Source organism: Burkholderia sp. AU27893, from assembly GCF_002223205.1.
In the GTDB taxonomy this organism is placed as follows: domain Bacteria; phylum Pseudomonadota; class Gammaproteobacteria; order Burkholderiales; family Burkholderiaceae; genus Burkholderia.
In genome coordinates this window covers 345,838-361,197 of record NZ_NKFD01000001.1, presented here as the reverse complement: position 1 = coordinate 361,197, position 15,360 = coordinate 345,838, and the positions used below count along the sequence as shown (strand labels likewise).

The window sequence follows — 15,360 nt, the reverse complement described above, 5'->3', positions numbered from 1 at the left end:
CTTAGAACTTGAGCCCAGCTTCGCGAGCTGCCTCAGCCAGCGCCTTGACGCGGCCGTGGTAGCGGAAGCCCGAGCGGTCGAAGGCGACGGATTCGATGCCGGCAGCCTTTGCCTTTTCGGCAATACGCTTGCCGATCAGCGTCGCGGCATTGACGTTGCCGCCCTTGCCCGACTTGTCGGCCAGTTCTGCGCGCACTTCTGCTTCGAGCGTCGACGCGCTGGCGAGCACCTTGGTGCCGCACGGCGAGAACACTTGAGCGTAGATGTGCGTGTTCGTGCGATGCACGGCGAGACGCGCGACCTGCAGCTCAGCGATCTTGATACGCGTCTGGCGAGCGCGGCGCAGGCGAGATTGAGTCTTATCCATGATTGCGCACCCTTACTTCTTCTTCGTTTCTTTGAGGATCACAACCTCGTCGGAATAGCGCACGCCCTTGCCCTTGTAGGGTTCCGGCGGACGGTAACCGCGGACTTCCGCAGCCACTTGACCGACTTGTTGCTTGTTGATCCCCTTGATCACGATTTCGGTTTGCGTCGGGGTTTCTGCCTTGACGCCTTCCGGCATCTGGTGCACCACCGGGTGCGAGAAACCCAGCGACAGGTTCAGCTTGTCGCCTTGCGCTTGCGCACGATAACCGACGCCAACCAGCGTCAGCTTGCGCTCGAAACCCTTGGTCACGCCGTGCACGGCATTCGCGATAATCGCGCGCATCGTGCCCGACAGTGCATTTGCTTCGCGGCTTTCGTCCACCGGCGACAGGTTCAGCGTGCCGTCGTTGTTCGCCACGTTCACGAGCGGATTGATCGCTTGCGTGATGGTGCCCAGCGGGCCCTTGACGGTGATCGCACCGTCGGCCAGCTTGACTTCCGCGCCTTGCAGCGCGATCGGGCTCTTACCTACTCGAGACATGTTTCTCTCTCCTCGGCTTTAAGCGACGTAGCAGATGACTTCGCCGCCGACGCCGGTAGCGCGCGCCTTGCGGTCGGTCATCACGCCCTTCGGCGTCGACACGATTGCCACACCGAGGCCATTCATGACCTGCGGGATGTCGTTACGGCCGCGGTACACGCGCAGGCCAGGCTTCGATACGCGTTCGATGCGTTCGATAACCGGACGGCCGGCGTAGTACTTCAGCGCGATATTCAGTTCGGACTTCGCACCTTCCGCCTTCACGGCGAAATCGTCGATATAGCCTTCGTCTTTCAGGACTTGCGCGATTGCAACCTTGACTTTCGACGAGGGCATCGACACCGATACCTTCTCGACCATCTGCCCGTTGCGGATGCGAGTCAGCATATCGGCGATAGGATCACTCATGCTCATTTACGTTTCTCCTATTACCAGCTCGCCTTGGTCAGGCCAGGAATCTCGCCACGGAATGCGATTTCACGAATCTTGTTACGCGCGAGGCCGAATTTACGGAACGTGCCACGCGGACGGCCCGTGATCGCGCAGCGGTTACGCTGGCGGGTCGGGTTTGCGTTGCGGGGCAGTTGCTGCAGCTCAAGGCGTGCTTCGTAGCGCTCTTCTTCCGACTTGCTTTGGTCTTCGACGATCGCCTTCAGCGCATCGCGCTTTGCTGCGAACTTCGCGACCAGGCGGGCGCGCTTCTTTTCACGTTCGATCAGTGCCAGTTTAGCCACGGTAACCTCAGTTTCTGAACGGGAACTTGAAGCTGGCGAGCAGAGCCTTTGCTTCGTCGTCGGTCTTCGCAGTCGTCGTGATGCTGATGTTCAGCCCACGCAGTGCGTCGATCTTGTCGTAGTCGATTTCGGGGAAAATGATCTGCTCTTTCACACCGATGTTGTAGTTGCCACGGCCATCGAAAGCACGACCCGACACGCCGCGGAAGTCACGCACGCGGGGCAGGGCAACCGTCACGAAACGGTCGAGGAATTCGTACATCGCTTGGCCACGCAGCGTCACCATCGCGCCGATCGGGTAGCCCTGGCGGATCTTGAAGCCTGCGATTGCCTTGCGTGCCTTGGTCACGACCGGCTTCTGACCAGCGATCTTCGTGAGGTCGCCAACGGCGTTCTCGATGATCTTCTTGTCAGCGATCGCTTCGCCAAGACCCATGTTCAGCGTGATCTTGGTGATGCGCGGCACTTCCATGACCGACTTGTAACCGAACTTCTCGATCAGGCCGGGCACAACCTTTTCTTTGTAAAACTCTTGAAAACGAGCCATTTTTTACTCCGCTGCGTCAGGCGCTCAGTACAGCACCGGTCGTCTTCAGGAAGCGAACCTTCTTGCCTTCCTCGACCTTGATGCCAACACGCGACGCCTTGCCATTCGCGTCGACCAGTGCGACGTTCGAAATATGCAGGGGCATCGTCTTCGCTTCCACGCCGCCCGTCGTACCCTTCATCGGGTTCGGCTTCACATGCTTCTTGACGAGGTTGATACCTTCAACCGTCACATGCTCTGCACCGACAGCCAGCACGACGCCGCGCTTGCCCTTGTCCTTGCCAGTGACGACGATGACTTCGTCACCTTTGCGAATCTTGTTCATCGCGACTCCTTACAGCACTTCCGGCGCCAGCGAAACGATCTTCATGAATCGTTCGCTACGCAGCTCACGCGTGACCGGCCCGAAAATACGGGTGCCGATCGGCTCGAGCTTGTTATTCAAAAGCACAGCGGCGTTGCCGTCGAACTTGATCAGCGAGCCGTCTTGACGGCGCACGCCCTTGGCGGTGCGGACCACCACGGCGTTGTAAATTTCGCCTTTCTTCACGCGCCCGCGCGGCGTTGCCTCTTTGACGCTCACCTTGATGATGTCGCCAATGCCGGCATAACGACGCTTCGAGCCGCCGAGCACCTTGATGCACAGGACTTCACGTGCACCCGTGTTGTCGGCTACTTCGAGCCGAGATTCGGTCTGGATCATGGTTTGTCTTTCCCAACTTAATCCGGATGCACCACCATGATGCATTCGGTCAGTCTTGGTCCCGTCAGCCAATCGGCTGCTTGGGTTGGAACAGCAGCGACGGCAAACGAAACCCGCCATCGCAATTCGGTGAATCTTTCGGACAGGCAGGCGCCAGTCCGCTTCCCCCACCAACTTCGCCCGCGACGGGGCTCCCATAAAGAGGGAAGACCAGGATTATAACAAATAATCCTGGTCACGCAAGCAAATACTTTGCGATTTCAAGCACTTCGCGGAGAAGTGCCTGTTACTGCCTACTGCGCTGCCCGCTTAGATGACGCGAGCTGCTTCGACGAGGCGCGACACCGTCCAGGCCTTCGTCTTCGAAACAGGACGGGTTTCCTGGATTTCGACGAGATCGCCTTCGTTGTAGGTGTTCGCTTCATCGTGCGCGTGGTACTTCTTCGAACGCACGACATACTTGCCGTAGATCGGGTGCTTGACGCGGTGCTCGATCAGCACGGTGACGGTCTTGTCCATCTTGTTGCTGACGACCCGACCGACCAGCGTCCGCTTCAGCGAGGTTTTCACGCTATCGTTCATTTCTGGTTCGCCTTCTGAGTCATGACGGTCCGCACACGTGCGATGTCGCGACGAACCTTCTTCAGCTGGCTCGTGTTCGTGAGCTGCTGGGTCGCGAGTTGCATGCGCAGGCCGAATTGCGCCTTCAGCAGGTCCGCCAGCTCCTTGTTGAGCGCGGCCTGGTCTTTCTGGAGAAGTTCGGAAGCCTTCATATTTTCTCCTTAGGCGCCGAGCTGGCGCACGATGAACGCCGTCTTCAGCGGCAGCTTGGCTGCAGCCAGACGGAACGCTTCGCGTGCCAGTTCTTCGGTTACGCCGTCCATTTCATAGAGCATCTTGCCCGGCTGAATCTCGGCGACGTAGTACTCCGGGTTACCCTTACCGTTACCCATACGCACTTCGGCCGGCTTCTGCGAAATCGGCTTGTCCGGGAAGATCCGGATCCAGATGCGGCCGCCACGCTTGATGTGACGCGTCATTGCACGACGCGCCGCTTCAATCTGGCGTGCGGTCAGACGACCGCGACCGATAGCCTTCAGGCCGAATTCACCGAACGACACTGCGTTGCCGCGCGTCGCCTTGCCGGTGTTACGACCCTTCTGCTCTTTACGATACTTTCTGCGTTTCGGTTGCAGCATCGTTATTCTCCAGTCTTGCCGTCTTCGGGCTTGCCGGCGCCGCGGCGCGGTGCGCCACGACGAGCACCCGGAGCGCCGCCTTCGCCGTCACGGCGCGGACGACGGTCGCCCGGACGCGCATTGCGACGCGGACGCTTGTCTTCGGCTACTTCTTCCACCACCGGTGCGTCGTTGCGGCCGAGCGTATCGCCCTTGTAAACCCACACCTTGACGCCGATGATCCCGTAGGTCGTCTTCGCTTCCGAGGTCGCGTAGTCGATATCAGCACGCAGCGTGTGAAGGGGCACGCGACCTTCGCGATACCACTCCGTACGAGCGATTTCGATACCGTTCAGACGGCCCGCGCTCATGATCTTGATGCCTTGGGCACCCAGACGCATCGCGTTCTGCATCGCACGCTTCATCGCGCGACGGAACATGATCCGGCGCTCGAGCTGTTGCGTGATCGAGTCAGCGATCAGCTGAGCATCGGTTTCCGGCTTGCGGATTTCTTCGATGTTGACGTGAACCGGAACGCCCATGCGGCGTTGCAGTTCCGTCTTCAGCTGCTCGATATCCTCGCCCTTCTTGCCGATGACCACACCCGGACGCGAGCTGTAAATCGTGATGCGCGCGTTCTTCGCCGGACGCTCGATGACGACCCGACCGACCGAAGCGTTCTTCAGCTTCTTCTTCAGGTATTCACGAACACCGATGTCTTCCTGCAGCATCGCCGCGAAATTGTTGTTGTTCGCGTACCAACGCGAAGCCCAATTGCGGCTGACAGCCAGGCGGAAGCCAGTCGGATGAATTTTCTGTCCCATCGTATGGCTCCTTAATTCCCGACCGTCACAGTGATGTGACAGGATTGCTTCTCGATGCGGTTACCGCGGCCCTTGGCGCGCGCGGTGAAACGCTTGAGCGATGCAGCCTTGTCGACGTAGATGCTCTTGATCTTGAGCTCGTCGATATCAGCGCCTTCGTTGTGCTCCGCATTCGCGATTGCCGACAGCACAACCTTCTTCACGATGCCAGCCGCCTTCTTCGGCGAGAACGTCAGAACGTTCAGCGCCTTGTCGACCGGCAAACCGCGGATCTGGTCAGCCACAAGGCGCGTTTTCTGCGCCGAGATGCGGGCACCGCGATGAATTGCTTTCACTTCCATCTTGATTGCCCCTTATTTCTTGGCCTTCTTGTCGGCTGCGTGACCCTTGAACGTACGGGTCAGTGCGAACTCGCCAAGCTTGTGGCCGACCATGTTTTCCGAGATGTACACCGGAACGTGTTGACGGCCGTTGTGAACAGCGATCGTCAGGCCGATGAAATCCGGCAGAATCGTCGAACGACGCGACCAGGTCTTGATCGGCTTTTTGTCGCGCGAAGCTGCAGCCGCCTCAACTTTCTTCAGCAAATGGGCGTCGCAGAACGGACCTTTTTTAACAGAACGTGCCATTGCCTACTCCTTAACGCTTGTGACGGCGCTGGACGATCATCGTCGTCGTGCGCTTGTTGCTACGGGTGCGATAACCCTTAGCCGGCGTACCCCACGGGCTAACCGGATCGCGACCTGCAGCCGTCTTGCCCTCACCACCACCGTGCGGGTGATCAACCGGGTTCATCGCAACGCCACGCACCGTCGGGCGGATACCGCGCCAGCGGTTCGCGCCAGCCTTGCCGATCTGGCGCAGGCTATGCTCTTCGTTGCCGACTTCACCGATCGTTGCACGGCACTCGATGTGCACGCGGCGGATTTCGCCCGAACGCAGACGAACCTGCGCGTAGACGCCTTCACGGGCGAGCAGCATGGCCGACGTACCGGCCGAACGCGCCATTTGCGCGCCCTTGCCCGGCAGCATCTCGATGCAGTGGATCGTCGTACCGACCGGAATGTTGCGGATCGGCAGCGTGTTGCCTGCACGGATCGGCGCTTCCGAACCCGACATCAGCTGTTGGCCGACGGTCAGGCCCTTCGGGGCGATGATGTAGCGACGTTCGCCGTCTGCGTAGAGCACCAGCGCGATGTTCGCGCTACGGTTCGGGTCGTACTCGAGACGCTCGACCTTTGCCGGAATGCCATCCTTCGTGCGACGGAAATCGACGATACGGTAGTGCTGCTTGTGACCACCACCCTTGTGACGCGTGGTGATACGACCGTTGTTGTTACGGCCGGCGGTCGAGCTCTGCGAGTCGAGCAGTGCCGCGAACGGCTTGCCCTGGTGCAGGTTCTTGTTGACCACCTTGACCATCGCGCGGCGACCCGGCGATGTCGGCTTAACTTTAACGATTGCCATGATTACTTGGCCTCCGCTTCAAAGTTGATTTCCTGGCCGGGCTTCAGGCAAACGTACGCCTTCTTCACGTCCTTGCGACGGCCCATCGAACGGCCGAAGCGCTTTTGCTTGCCCTTCTGAACCAGCACGTTGACCGAATCAACTTCAACCTTGAACAGCAGCTCGACAGCCGCCTTCACTTCCTGCTTCGTGGCATCCGGTGCGACTTCGAACACGACTTGCTCGTTCTTGTCGGCAACCAGCGTCGCCTTTTCCGAGATCACCGGCGCGAGCAGGACCTGCATCAAACGATGATCGTTCTTGCGAATCTCGCTCATGACAGCAACTCCTCGATCTGGGCGACCGCAGCCTTCGTGACCAGCACTTTCTTGAAGTAGATCAGCGACAGCGGGTCAGCGTAGCGCGGCTCGACAATCGCCACGTGCGGCAGGTTGCGCGAAGCCAGGTACAGGTTCTCGTCGACCGTATCCGTAATGATCAGCACGGAGTCGAGACCCATGGTCTTGAATTTTTCGGCCAGCAGCTTGGTCTTCGGCGCTTCGAGGATGATGTCCTCGACGACCGACAGACGGCCTTCACGGGCCAGCTGCGAGAAGATCGAGCAGAGACCTGCGCGATGCATCTTCTTGTTGACCTTGTGCGAGAAGTTTTCTTCCGGCGAATTCGGGAAGATACGACCACCGCCACGCCACAACGGGCTCGACGACATACCGGCACGAGCGCGGCCCGTACCCTTCTGGCGCCACGGCTTCTTCGTCGTGTGCTTGACTTGCTCACGGTCCTTCTGTGCGCGGTTACCCTGGCGAGCATTCGCCTGGTAAGCGACGACGACCTGGTGGATCAGCGCTTCGTTGTAGTCACGACCGAACACGACGTCCGATGCGTTGACCACTGCACCTTCCTGACCATTTTCGTTCAGGAGCTTGAGTTCCATTATTTCGCCCCCTTGGTCTTGACGGCCGGCGTCACGAAGACCTTGCCGCCCTTCGCGCCCGGAATCGCACCCTTCACGAGCAGCAGCTTGCGCTCTGCGTCGATACGGGCGATTTCGAGGTTCTGCACCGTCACCGTCACGTCACCCATGTGACCCGTCATGCGTTTACCCGGGAAAACACGACCCGGATCCTGCGCCATACCGATCGAGCCCGGCACGTTGTGCGAGCGCGAGTTACCGTGCGTGGCACGGCCGGAGGAGAAGTTGTAACGCTTGATCGTACCGGCGTAGCCCTTACCGATCGACACGCCTTGCACGTCGACCTTCTGGCCCACTTCGAAAAGATCGGCACCGACCACGGCGCCATTCGACAGCTCAGCTGCCTTGGCCGCGTCAATGCGGAATTCCTTGAGGATTTCACCGGCTTCAACACCGGCTTTGGCGAGATGACCTGCCAGCGGCTTCGTCACGCGCGAGGCACGACGGGAGCCGAATGCAACCTGCACGGCCGTGTAGCCGTCGGTTTCAACAGTCTTGATCTGCGTCACGCGGTTGTCCGACACGTCCAGCACGGTGACGGGAATCGAATCCCCTTCCGCCGTGAAGATACGGGTCATGCCAACCTTGCGACCTACGAGTCCAAGGCTCATCATTTTCTCCATTCCCGACTGCGATTGGTCGGGGCTGATTTACAAAATGCCGGGCACGCAAGGCCCAACTTTTTTACGCGAATACGCGAAAAGCCAAGCATTATAGCCCGCCTTCGCGTTTTCCGCAAGCAATCAAAGACTTAGCGCCGCCCGGCAAGCCGATCGGCGCTGGAAGCCTTACTGCAGCTTGATTTCCACGTCGACGCCAGCCGGCAGGTCGAGCTTCATCAGCGCGTCAACCGTCTTGTCGGTCGGATCGACGATGTCCATCAGGCGCTGGTGGGTACGGATTTCGAGCTGATCGCGCGACGTCTTGTTGACGTGCGGCGAACGCAGGATGTCAAAACGCTGAATGCGCGTCGGCAGCGGCACCGGGCCACGGACGATTGCGCCAGTCCGCTTCGCGGTATCGACGATCTCGGCAGCCGATTGATCGATCAGACGATAGTCGAATGCCTTCAGGCGAATGCGGATTTTCTGTTGCTGCATGACGATTCCTTGGAAAGAGCGAGGCGATGTTGCATCGCCGGACACTAAAAGAACGTGAAACTTGACGCCTGCGGGGAGCGAGACATCAGGTTCCGGACGGTACTTCCACTGCTAAGCCCGCGATTCTACACGAAATTCTGGAGCGATGGTGCGAGTTTCTCGCCCCGCGCGTTCGCGTGACGGAAAAACAAAACCGGGTGCCAGCGCAAGCTGGACACCCGGTTTCGACGGTACGGACTGCATACCGCGGAATCGCGGATCCCGTGGGATCCGCGGATCGTCGATATTACTCGATGATCTTGGCGACGACGCCGGCGCCGACCGTACGGCCGCCTTCGCGGATTGCGAAGCGCAGACCTTCTTCCATCGCGATCGGAGCGATCAGCTTCACCGTGATCGACACGTTGTCGCCCGGCATCACCATTTCCTTGTCCTTCGGCAGCTCGATCGAGCCCGTCACGTCCGTCGTACGGAAGTAGAACTGCGGACGGTAGTTGTTGAAGAACGGCGTGTGACGGCCGCCTTCGTCCTTGCTCAGCACGTACACTTCAGCCGTGAAGTGCGTGTGCGGCGTGATCGAACCCGGCTTCGCCAGAACCTGGCCACGCTCCACGTCTTCACGCTTCGTGCCGCGCAGCAGGATACCAACGTTGTCGCCTGCCTGACCTTGGTCCAGCAGCTTGCGGAACATTTCAACGCCCGTGCAGGTCGTCTTCACCGTCGGCTTGATACCGACGATTTCGATTTCTTCGCCGACCTTCACGATGCCGCGCTCAACGCGACCCGTCACGACCGTGCCACGACCTGAGCTCGAGAACACGTCTTCCCCCGGCATCAGGAACGCGCCGTCAACTGCACGCTCCGGCGTCGGGATGTACGTGTCCAGCGCGTCGGCCAGGCTCATGATCGCCACTTCACCCAGCTCGCCCGTGTCGCCTTCCAGCGCCAGCTTGGCCGAACCCTTCACGATCGGCGTGTCGTCACCCGGGAAGTCGTACTTCGACAGGAGTTCGCGAACTTCCATCTCGACCAGCTCGAGCAGTTCAGCGTCGTCCACCATGTCGCACTTGTTCAGGAACACGATGATGTACGGAACGCCAACCTGACGTGCCAGCAGGATGTGCTCACGCGTCTGCGGCATCGGGCCGTCTGCTGCCGAGCAAACCAGGATCGCGCCGTCCATCTGCGCTGCGCCCGTGATCATGTTCTTCACATAGTCAGCGTGGCCCGGGCAGTCGACGTGTGCGTAGTGGCGGTTAGCCGTTTCGTACTCGACGTGTGCCGTGTTGATCGTGATGCCGCGCGCCTTTTCTTCCGGTGCCGCGTCGATCTGGTCGTATGCCTTCGCTTCGCCGCCGAACTTCTTCGTCAGAACCGTCGTGATCGCTGCCGTCAGCGTCGTCTTGCCGTGGTCAACGTGACCAATCGTACCAACGTTCACGTGCGGCTTGGTCCGCTCGAATTTACCTTTTGCCATGATTCTCTTCTTTCAAAAATTATCGATTGAGATAACGAATTACTTCGACTTCGCGCTGATGATCGCTTCTGCAACGTTGCGCGGAGCTTCAGCGTAGTGCTTGAACTCCATCGTGTACGTTGCACGACCTTGCGTCAGCGAACGCAGCGACGTCGAGTAACCGAACATTTCCGACAGCGGTACTTCGGCGCGCACGATCTTGCCGCCGCCAACCATGTCTTCCATGCCCTGGACGATACCGCGACGGCCCGACAGGTCGCCCATCACGTTGCCCATGTAGTCTTCCGGCGTCTCGACTTCGACAGCCATCATCGGCTCGAGGACGACCGGGTTCGCCTTGCGCATCGCTTCCTTGAACGCCATCGAACCGGCCATGCGGAACGCGTTTTCGTTCGAGTCAACGTCGTGGTACGAACCGAACGTCAGGTGAACCTTCACGTCGACGACCGGGAAGCCAGCCAGCACGCCCGACTTCAGCGTGTCCTGGATACCCTTGTCGACCGCCGGGATGTATTCACGCGGAATCACACCACCCTTGATCTCGTCGAAGAACTCGTAGCCCTTGCCTTGTTCGTTCGGCTCGAGCGTGATGACTGCGTGACCGTACTGGCCGCGACCACCCGACTGCTTGACGAACTTGCCGTCGACGTCCTTCGCCGTCGAACGGATCGTTTCGCGGTAGGCAACCTGCGGCTTGCCGACGGTTGCTTCCACGCCGAATTCACGCTTCATCCGGTCGACCAGAATTTCGAGGTGGAGTTCGCCCATGCCCGAAATGATGGTCTGGCCCGACTCTTCGTCGGTCTGCACGCGGAACGACGGGTCTTCCTGAGCCAGACGGTTCAGTGCGAGGCCCATCTTTTCCTGGTCAGCCTTGGTCTTCGGCTCGACAGCCTGCGAAATCACCGGCTCCGGGAACACCATGCGCTCGAGAACGATCGGGTTCGCCGGGTCGCACAGCGTGTCGCCCGTGGTCGCTTCCTTCAGGCCGACCGCTGCGGCGATGTCGCCTGCGCGGACTTCCTTGATTTCCTCACGCTGGTTCGCGTGCATCTGCAGAATACGGCCGAGGCGTTCCTTCTTGCCCTTGGTCGAGTTCAGCAGCGTGTCGCCCGAGTTGACGACGCCCGAGTACACACGGAAGAAGATCAGCTGGCCGACGAACGGGTCGGTCATGATCTTGAACGCGAGCGACGAGAACTTCTCTTCGTCCGACGCCTTGCGCTCTGCTTCTTCACCGTTTTCGAGCTCGCCCTTGACCGGCGGGATGTCGACCGGCGACGGCAGGAAGTCGATCACGGCGTCGAGCATACGCTGCACGCCCTTGTTCTTGAACGCGGTACCGCACAGCATCGGCTGGATTTCGCACGCGATCGTACGATCACGCAGCGCCTTGACGATGTCGGCTTCCGGCAGGTCGCCTTCTTCCAGGTACTTGTTCATCAGGTCTTCGCTGGCTTCAGCAGCCACTTCGACCATCTTTTCGCGCCATTCCTTGCAGGTCTCTGCGAGCTCGGCCGGGATGTCGACGTAGTCGAACTTCGTGCCTTGCGACGCTTCGTCCCAAATGATCGCCTTCATCTTGATCAGGTCGACGACGCCCTTGAAGTTCTCTTCCGCGCCGATCGGCACCACGACCGGAACCGGGTTCGCCTTCAGGCGCAGACGGAGCTGGTCGTAGACCTTGAAGAAGTTCGCGCCGGTACGGTCCATCTTGTTGACGAACGCGAGACGCGGCACCTTGTACTTGTTAGCCTGGCGCCACACCGTTTCCGACTGCGGCTGCACGCCGCCCACTGCGCAGTACACCATGCACGCGCCGTCGAGCACGCGCATCGAGCGCTCAACTTCAATCGTGAAGTCGACGTGGCCCGGCGTGTCGATGATGTTGATGCGGTGTTCCGGATAGTTGCCGCCCATGCCCTTCCAGAAGGCGGTGGTAGCAGCGGACGTGATCGTGATGCCACGCTCCTGTTCCTGCTCCATCCAGTCCATCGTGGCTGCGCCGTCGTGGACTTCACCGATCTTGTGGTTCACACCGGTGTAAAACAGAATGCGCTCGGTCGTCGTCGTTTTGCCGGCGTCGATGTGAGCGCTAATACCGATATTGCGGTAGCGCTCGATAGGAGTCTTGCGAGCCACTTTGATCCTCTACTGGGATGACACGATGCAGCCCTGCTGCATCATGCTTCAACACAAACGGGCGAGGCGCCTGAAAAGCGCACCCGCCCGGAATTTATTTCCGCTAAAAGCCCAGCCAGGCGCTTAGAAACGGAAATGCGAGAACGCGCGGTTGGCTTCTGCCATGCGGTGAACTTCGTCGCGCTTCTTCATCGCGCCGCCACGGCCTTCGGCCGCTTCGGAGAGTTCACCTGCCAGGCGCAGGGCCATCGACTTCTCGCTACGCTTCTTCGCAGCCTCACGCAGCCAGCGCATCGCCAATGCCATACGACGCGACGGGCGCACTTCGACCGGAACTTGATAGTTGGCACCACCAACGCGACGGCTCTTCACTTCGACCACCGGCTTGACGTTGTTGAGCGCAACCGTGAACACTTCCAGCGGGTCCTTGCCACCCTTGGTCTGGATTTGTTCGAATGCGCCATAAACGATGCGCTCTGCGACCGACTTCTTGCCGGACAGCATCAGCATGTTCATGAACTTGGCTACATCAACGTTACCGAACTTCGGATCCGGCAACACTTCCCGCTTGGGGACTTCGCGACGACGCGGCATGATTCTTCCTTTACTTGTTCAGTTGGAGCTGGTTCCAGCTCCGCGGCCACCAACAAACCCGATCACATCTTCACGACTAACCAGCTTGGCCGGGTGACCACTTACTCGACAGCACCGGCAATCCGGCACTCCCGCCTTGACCGCCCTGCGGCGATCCCTGATCAAAAACTGCTTACTTGGCAGCCTTTGCACGCTTCGCGCCGTACTTCGAGCGCGCTTGCTTACGGTCCTTGACGCCCTGGGTATCCAGCGAGCCGCGAACCATGTGGTAACGCACACCCGGCAAGTCCTTCACACGGCCGCCGCGGATCAGCACAACCGAGTGTTCCTGCAGGTTGTGGCCTTCACCACCGATGTACGAAATCACTTCGAAGCCGTTCGTCAGACGAACCTTGGCGACCTTACGGAGTGCCGAGTTCGGCTTCTTCGGCGTCGTCGTGTACACACGGGTGCACACGCCGCGACGCTGGGGGCAGTCCTGCAGGGCCGGGCTCTTGCTCTTCGTCGTTTCCGACTGACGGCCTTTGCGAACCAGTTGGTTGATGGTTGGCATTGTTTATTCCTGAAATTGAACAAAATCTGCGCATCGATTTCGGGCAAAGCGAGAATCGGCGCACAGTTGACTTCCGAACCGGCGAAACGGGTGCGAACCTTGGAACGCGACTCGGCCCACCGAATACCGGAACCCAGCATGATATTCCGGAAATACCAACTAAGTCAACGGCTTGCGTGATTCGCCAGCCGAACGCGTGGTTTACCGGAGGGGTCGGAACACCTGTGTCAGGCTGACTCGACGACGTCGATGATCTCGTCGCCGAAGCGTTCGAGCTTGCGCACGCCCATGCCGGGGATATGGCGCAGGTCGTCGATCGTCTCCGGCGCGTTGCGTGCGATCTCGGCGAGCGTTGCGTCGTGGAAGATCACGTAGGCCGGCACGCCGTCCGTTTTCGCCGTTTCCGCACGCCACGCGCGCAGCGCATCCCACCGTGCGCGCTCACGCGTGCCCATGCCGGCCGTCGGATCGACGCGCGTACCGCTGCGGCTCGACGACTGGCGCGTGCGCTGCGGCTTCACGTAGCGGCGCAGCGTGACCTTCTCCTCGTTCTTCAGCACAGGCTTCGCGGCCTCGGTCAGCACGAGCGCGCCGAAGCCGCCATGATCGACGGCCAGGTAGCCGTACGCGACGAGCTGCCGGAAAATCGCCCGCCATTCGGGCTCCGACAGCGACGCGCCGATTCCGAACGTCGTGAGCTGGTCGTGGCCGCGCTGCAACACCTTTTCGGTGCGCCCGCCGCGCAGGATCTCGATCAGGTGGCTCGAGCCGAAATTGAAGCCGCTTGCACGCTGCGCGCGGAATACGCACGACAGCGCCATCTGCGCCTCACGCGTGGCGTCCCACGACGCCGGCGGCTCGAGGCACGTATCGCAGTTGCCACACGGCTTGCTCTCCTCGCCGAAGTAGTTCAGCAGCCGCACGCGTCGGCACGAGATCGTCTCGCACAGCCCGAGCAGCGCGTCGAGCTTCGACGTCTGGACGCGCTTGTGCGCATCGTCCGCATCGGACTCGTCGATCATCTTGCGCTGCTGGACGACGTCGCCGAGGCCGTACGCCATCCACGCATTCGCAGGCATCCCGTCGCGGCCGGCGCGGCCCGTTTCCTGGTAGTAGCCTTCGACGCTTTTCGGCAGATCCAGGTGCGCAACGAAGCGCACGTCCGGCTTGTCGATGCCCATGCCGAACGCGATCGTCGCGCACATCACGATGCCCTCCTCGCGCTGGAACATTTCCTGATGCTTCTGCCGCACCTCGAACTCCATGCCCGCGTGATACGGTAGCGCACGCACGCCCTGCGCTTTCAGCCATTCGGCCGTTTCCTCGACCTTGCGGCGCGACAGGCAATAGACGACGCCGGCATCGGTCGTACCGTCGGCATTCGTGTGCTCGGCACGAATGAAATCGAGCAGTTGCGAGCGCGCGTTGTCCTTTTCGACGATCCGGTAGCGGATGTTCGGGCGGTCGAAGCTCGACACGAACACGCGCGCATCGTCGAGCGCGAGACGGTGGATGATCTCGTCGCGCGTAATCGCATCGGCCGTGGCCGTCAGCGCGATTCGCGGCACCGCCGGGAACCGCTCGTGCAGCACCGACAGTTGAATGTATTCCGGGCGGAAATCGTGCCCCCATTGCGACACGCAGTGCGCTTCGTCGATCGCGAACAGGCCGATCTTCGCGCGCTCGAGCAGATCGAGGAAGCGCCCCGTCATCAGCCGTTCCGGCGCGACGTACAGCAGGTCGATTTCGCCCTCGCGCAGCGCGCGCTCGGTCGCCGCGGCCTCGGCGCCCGACAGCGTCGAATTCAGGTACGCGGCGCGCACCCCCACTTCGCTCAGTGCGGCGACCTGGTCCTGCATCAGCGCGATCAACGGCGATACGACGATGCCGGCGCCCTGCCCGGCCTCGCGGCGCAGCAGCGCCGGAATCTGGTAGCACAACGACTTGCCGCCGCCGGTCGGCATCAGCACAAGGCAATCGCCGCCGCCGGCGACGTGTTCGACGATCTCGCCCTGCTGGCCGCGAAATGCGGGATAACCAAATACTTCGTCGAGGATTTCGAGGGCGCGGGACATGAATGAGGGCAGGGACGGCTAAGCGATGACCGCAATTTTAACAACCCGCTCGCGCGACGCGTGGCGAATCGTGCGGATTTGGC

The 15,360-nt window shown here is 60.5% G+C and carries 23 protein-coding genes; all 23 read right to left on the bottom strand.

What is annotated here, in order from left to right:
• Window position 1 precedes the first annotated feature (1 nt).
• The 23 genes from rplR to recQ all read right to left on the bottom strand — a co-directional run bounded on the left by rplR (window position 2) and on the right by recQ (window position 15,277).
• Window positions 2-367: a 50S ribosomal protein L18 gene (gene rplR / locus CFB47_RS01685; protein ID WP_006477183.1), complete on the bottom strand. Its 366-nt coding sequence runs from the start codon at window positions 365-367 to the stop codon at window positions 2-4.
• Between the two features lie 12 nt (window positions 368-379).
• The gene (rplF, locus tag CFB47_RS01680) at window positions 380-910 is read right to left on the bottom strand and encodes a 50S ribosomal protein L6 (protein WP_006758786.1); all 531 of its coding nucleotides are present in this window, start codon (window positions 908-910) and stop codon (window positions 380-382) included.
• 18 nt (window positions 911-928) lie between these two features.
• Window positions 929-1,324, bottom strand: a complete 396-nt coding sequence (rpsH, locus tag CFB47_RS01675; protein WP_011350677.1) for a 30S ribosomal protein S8 — start codon at window positions 1,322-1,324, stop codon at window positions 929-931.
• Between the two features lie 14 nt (window positions 1,325-1,338).
• On the bottom strand, window positions 1,339-1,644 hold the full coding sequence (gene rpsN / locus CFB47_RS01670; RefSeq protein WP_011350676.1) for a 30S ribosomal protein S14: 306 nt from the start codon (window positions 1,642-1,644) through the stop codon (window positions 1,339-1,341).
• A 7-nt stretch (window positions 1,645-1,651) separates the two neighbouring features.
• Window positions 1,652-2,191: a 50S ribosomal protein L5 gene (rplE, locus tag CFB47_RS01665; RefSeq protein WP_006477186.1), complete on the bottom strand. Its 540-nt coding sequence runs from the start codon at window positions 2,189-2,191 to the stop codon at window positions 1,652-1,654.
• A 16-nt stretch (window positions 2,192-2,207) separates the two neighbouring features.
• Complete coding sequence (gene rplX, locus CFB47_RS01660) at window positions 2,208-2,516, bottom strand: 50S ribosomal protein L24 (protein ID WP_006477187.1); 309 nt, start codon at window positions 2,514-2,516, stop codon at window positions 2,208-2,210.
• A 9-nt stretch (window positions 2,517-2,525) separates the two neighbouring features.
• Entirely contained in the window at window positions 2,526-2,894 is a 369-nt protein-coding gene (gene rplN / locus CFB47_RS01655) for a 50S ribosomal protein L14 (protein ID WP_006482918.1), read from the bottom strand.
• Window positions 2,895-3,203: 309 nt separating this feature from the next.
• Window positions 3,204-3,476, bottom strand: coding sequence for a 30S ribosomal protein S17 (gene rpsQ / locus CFB47_RS01650; protein ID WP_006477189.1), 273 nt, complete (start codon window positions 3,474-3,476; stop codon window positions 3,204-3,206).
• Entirely contained in the window at window positions 3,473-3,667 is a 195-nt protein-coding gene (gene rpmC / locus CFB47_RS01645) for a 50S ribosomal protein L29 (protein WP_006400652.1), read from the bottom strand. The genes rpsQ and rpmC overlap by 4 nt, the downstream gene beginning before the upstream one ends.
• Before the next feature lie 9 nt (window positions 3,668-3,676).
• A complete protein-coding gene (gene rplP / locus CFB47_RS01640; protein WP_006482873.1) occupies window positions 3,677-4,093 on the bottom strand; it encodes a 50S ribosomal protein L16 in 417 nt (138 codons plus the stop codon).
• Between the two features lie 2 nt (window positions 4,094-4,095).
• Window positions 4,096-4,896 carry a 30S ribosomal protein S3 gene (gene rpsC, locus CFB47_RS01635; RefSeq protein ID WP_006482899.1) on the bottom strand — a complete coding sequence of 267 codons (801 nt, stop codon included), beginning with the start codon at window positions 4,894-4,896 and terminating at the stop codon, window positions 4,096-4,098.
• A gap of 11 nt (window positions 4,897-4,907) precedes the next feature.
• Window positions 4,908-5,237: a 50S ribosomal protein L22 gene (gene rplV / locus CFB47_RS01630; protein WP_004199272.1), complete on the bottom strand. Its 330-nt coding sequence runs from the start codon at window positions 5,235-5,237 to the stop codon at window positions 4,908-4,910.
• A gap of 12 nt (window positions 5,238-5,249) precedes the next feature.
• Window positions 5,250-5,525 carry a 30S ribosomal protein S19 gene (gene rpsS / locus CFB47_RS01625; RefSeq protein ID WP_004199273.1) on the bottom strand — a complete coding sequence of 92 codons (276 nt, stop codon included), beginning with the start codon at window positions 5,523-5,525 and terminating at the stop codon, window positions 5,250-5,252.
• A 10-nt stretch (window positions 5,526-5,535) separates the two neighbouring features.
• Window positions 5,536-6,363 carry a 50S ribosomal protein L2 gene (rplB, locus tag CFB47_RS01620; protein WP_006482900.1) on the bottom strand — a complete coding sequence of 276 codons (828 nt, stop codon included), beginning with the start codon at window positions 6,361-6,363 and terminating at the stop codon, window positions 5,536-5,538.
• 2 nt (window positions 6,364-6,365) lie between these two features.
• Window positions 6,366-6,680: a 50S ribosomal protein L23 gene (gene rplW, locus CFB47_RS01615; RefSeq protein WP_004199275.1), complete on the bottom strand. Its 315-nt coding sequence runs from the start codon at window positions 6,678-6,680 to the stop codon at window positions 6,366-6,368.
• Window positions 6,677-7,297, bottom strand: coding sequence for a 50S ribosomal protein L4 (gene rplD / locus CFB47_RS01610; protein ID WP_011350675.1), 621 nt, complete (start codon window positions 7,295-7,297; stop codon window positions 6,677-6,679). The genes rplW and rplD overlap by 4 nt, the downstream gene beginning before the upstream one ends.
• The gene (gene rplC, locus CFB47_RS01605; RefSeq protein WP_006482922.1) at window positions 7,297-7,947 is read right to left on the bottom strand and encodes a 50S ribosomal protein L3; all 651 of its coding nucleotides are present in this window, start codon (window positions 7,945-7,947) and stop codon (window positions 7,297-7,299) included. The genes rplD and rplC overlap by 1 nt, the downstream gene beginning before the upstream one ends.
• Before the next feature lie 177 nt (window positions 7,948-8,124).
• Window positions 8,125-8,436 carry a 30S ribosomal protein S10 gene (rpsJ, locus tag CFB47_RS01600; protein ID WP_004199280.1) on the bottom strand — a complete coding sequence of 104 codons (312 nt, stop codon included), beginning with the start codon at window positions 8,434-8,436 and terminating at the stop codon, window positions 8,125-8,127.
• A 286-nt stretch (window positions 8,437-8,722) separates the two neighbouring features.
• A complete protein-coding gene (gene tuf / locus CFB47_RS01595) occupies window positions 8,723-9,913 on the bottom strand; it encodes an elongation factor Tu (RefSeq protein ID WP_089460337.1) in 1,191 nt (396 codons plus the stop codon).
• A 39-nt stretch (window positions 9,914-9,952) separates the two neighbouring features.
• The gene (gene fusA, locus CFB47_RS01590) at window positions 9,953-12,055 is read right to left on the bottom strand and encodes an elongation factor G (protein WP_006482929.1); all 2,103 of its coding nucleotides are present in this window, start codon (window positions 12,053-12,055) and stop codon (window positions 9,953-9,955) included.
• Window positions 12,056-12,178: 123 nt separating this feature from the next.
• Window positions 12,179-12,649 (bottom strand): 30S ribosomal protein S7, encoded by a 471-nt coding sequence (gene rpsG, locus CFB47_RS01585; protein ID WP_006477195.1) that lies wholly within the window; start codon window positions 12,647-12,649, stop codon window positions 12,179-12,181.
• A 172-nt stretch (window positions 12,650-12,821) separates the two neighbouring features.
• On the bottom strand, window positions 12,822-13,202 hold the full coding sequence (rpsL, locus tag CFB47_RS01580) for a 30S ribosomal protein S12 (protein ID WP_006400662.1): 381 nt from the start codon (window positions 13,200-13,202) through the stop codon (window positions 12,822-12,824).
• Window positions 13,203-13,429: 227 nt separating this feature from the next.
• Window positions 13,430-15,277 (bottom strand): DNA helicase RecQ, encoded by a 1,848-nt coding sequence (gene recQ / locus CFB47_RS01570; protein ID WP_089460336.1) that lies wholly within the window; start codon window positions 15,275-15,277, stop codon window positions 13,430-13,432.
• Between the last annotated feature and the right edge of the window lie 83 nt (window positions 15,278-15,360).

Excerpts from the sequence above, each read along its gene's own strand:
- rplR (WP_006477183.1), bottom strand. The coding sequence starts at position 367 with ATGGATAAGACTCAATCTCGCCTGCGCCGCGCTCGCCAGACGCGTATC.
- rplF (WP_006758786.1), bottom strand. The coding sequence starts at position 910 with ATGTCTCGAGTAGGTAAGAGCCCGATCGCGCTGCAAGGCGCGGAAGTC.
- rpsH (WP_011350677.1), bottom strand. The coding sequence starts at position 1,324 with ATGAGCATGAGTGATCCTATCGCCGATATGCTGACTCGCATCCGCAAC.
- rplE (WP_006477186.1), bottom strand. The coding sequence starts at position 2,191 with ATGGCTCGTTTTCAAGAGTTTTACAAAGAAAAGGTTGTGCCCGGCCTG.
- rplX (WP_006477187.1), bottom strand. The coding sequence starts at position 2,516 with ATGAACAAGATTCGCAAAGGTGACGAAGTCATCGTCGTCACTGGCAAG.
- rplN (WP_006482918.1), bottom strand. The coding sequence starts at position 2,894 with ATGATCCAGACCGAATCTCGGCTCGAAGTAGCCGACAACACGGGTGCA.
- rpsQ (WP_006477189.1), bottom strand. The coding sequence starts at position 3,476 with ATGAACGATAGCGTGAAAACCTCGCTGAAGCGGACGCTGGTCGGTCGG.
- rpmC (WP_006400652.1), bottom strand. The coding sequence starts at position 3,667 with ATGAAGGCTTCCGAACTTCTCCAGAAAGACCAGGCCGCGCTCAACAAG.
- rplP (WP_006482873.1), bottom strand. The coding sequence starts at position 4,093 with ATGCTGCAACCGAAACGCAGAAAGTATCGTAAAGAGCAGAAGGGTCGT.
- rpsC (WP_006482899.1), bottom strand. The coding sequence starts at position 4,896 with ATGGGACAGAAAATTCATCCGACTGGCTTCCGCCTGGCTGTCAGCCGC.
- rplV (WP_004199272.1), bottom strand. The coding sequence starts at position 5,237 with ATGGAAGTGAAAGCAATTCATCGCGGTGCCCGCATCTCGGCGCAGAAA.
- rpsS (WP_004199273.1), bottom strand. The coding sequence starts at position 5,525 with ATGGCACGTTCTGTTAAAAAAGGTCCGTTCTGCGACGCCCATTTGCTG.
- rplB (WP_006482900.1), bottom strand. The coding sequence starts at position 6,363 with ATGGCAATCGTTAAAGTTAAGCCGACATCGCCGGGTCGCCGCGCGATG.
- rplW (WP_004199275.1), bottom strand. The coding sequence starts at position 6,680 with ATGAGCGAGATTCGCAAGAACGATCATCGTTTGATGCAGGTCCTGCTC.
- rplD (WP_011350675.1), bottom strand. The coding sequence starts at position 7,297 with ATGGAACTCAAGCTCCTGAACGAAAATGGTCAGGAAGGTGCAGTGGTC.
- rplC (WP_006482922.1), bottom strand. The coding sequence starts at position 7,947 with ATGAGCCTTGGACTCGTAGGTCGCAAGGTTGGCATGACCCGTATCTTC.
- rpsJ (WP_004199280.1), bottom strand. The coding sequence starts at position 8,436 with ATGCAGCAACAGAAAATCCGCATTCGCCTGAAGGCATTCGACTATCGT.
- tuf (WP_089460337.1), bottom strand. The coding sequence starts at position 9,913 with ATGGCAAAAGGTAAATTCGAGCGGACCAAGCCGCACGTGAACGTTGGT.
- rpsG (WP_006477195.1), bottom strand. The coding sequence starts at position 12,649 with ATGCCGCGTCGTCGCGAAGTCCCCAAGCGGGAAGTGTTGCCGGATCCG.
- rpsL (WP_006400662.1), bottom strand. The coding sequence starts at position 13,202 with ATGCCAACCATCAACCAACTGGTTCGCAAAGGCCGTCAGTCGGAAACG.
- recQ (WP_089460336.1), bottom strand. The coding sequence starts at position 15,277 with ATGTCCCGCGCCCTCGAAATCCTCGACGAAGTATTTGGTTATCCCGCA.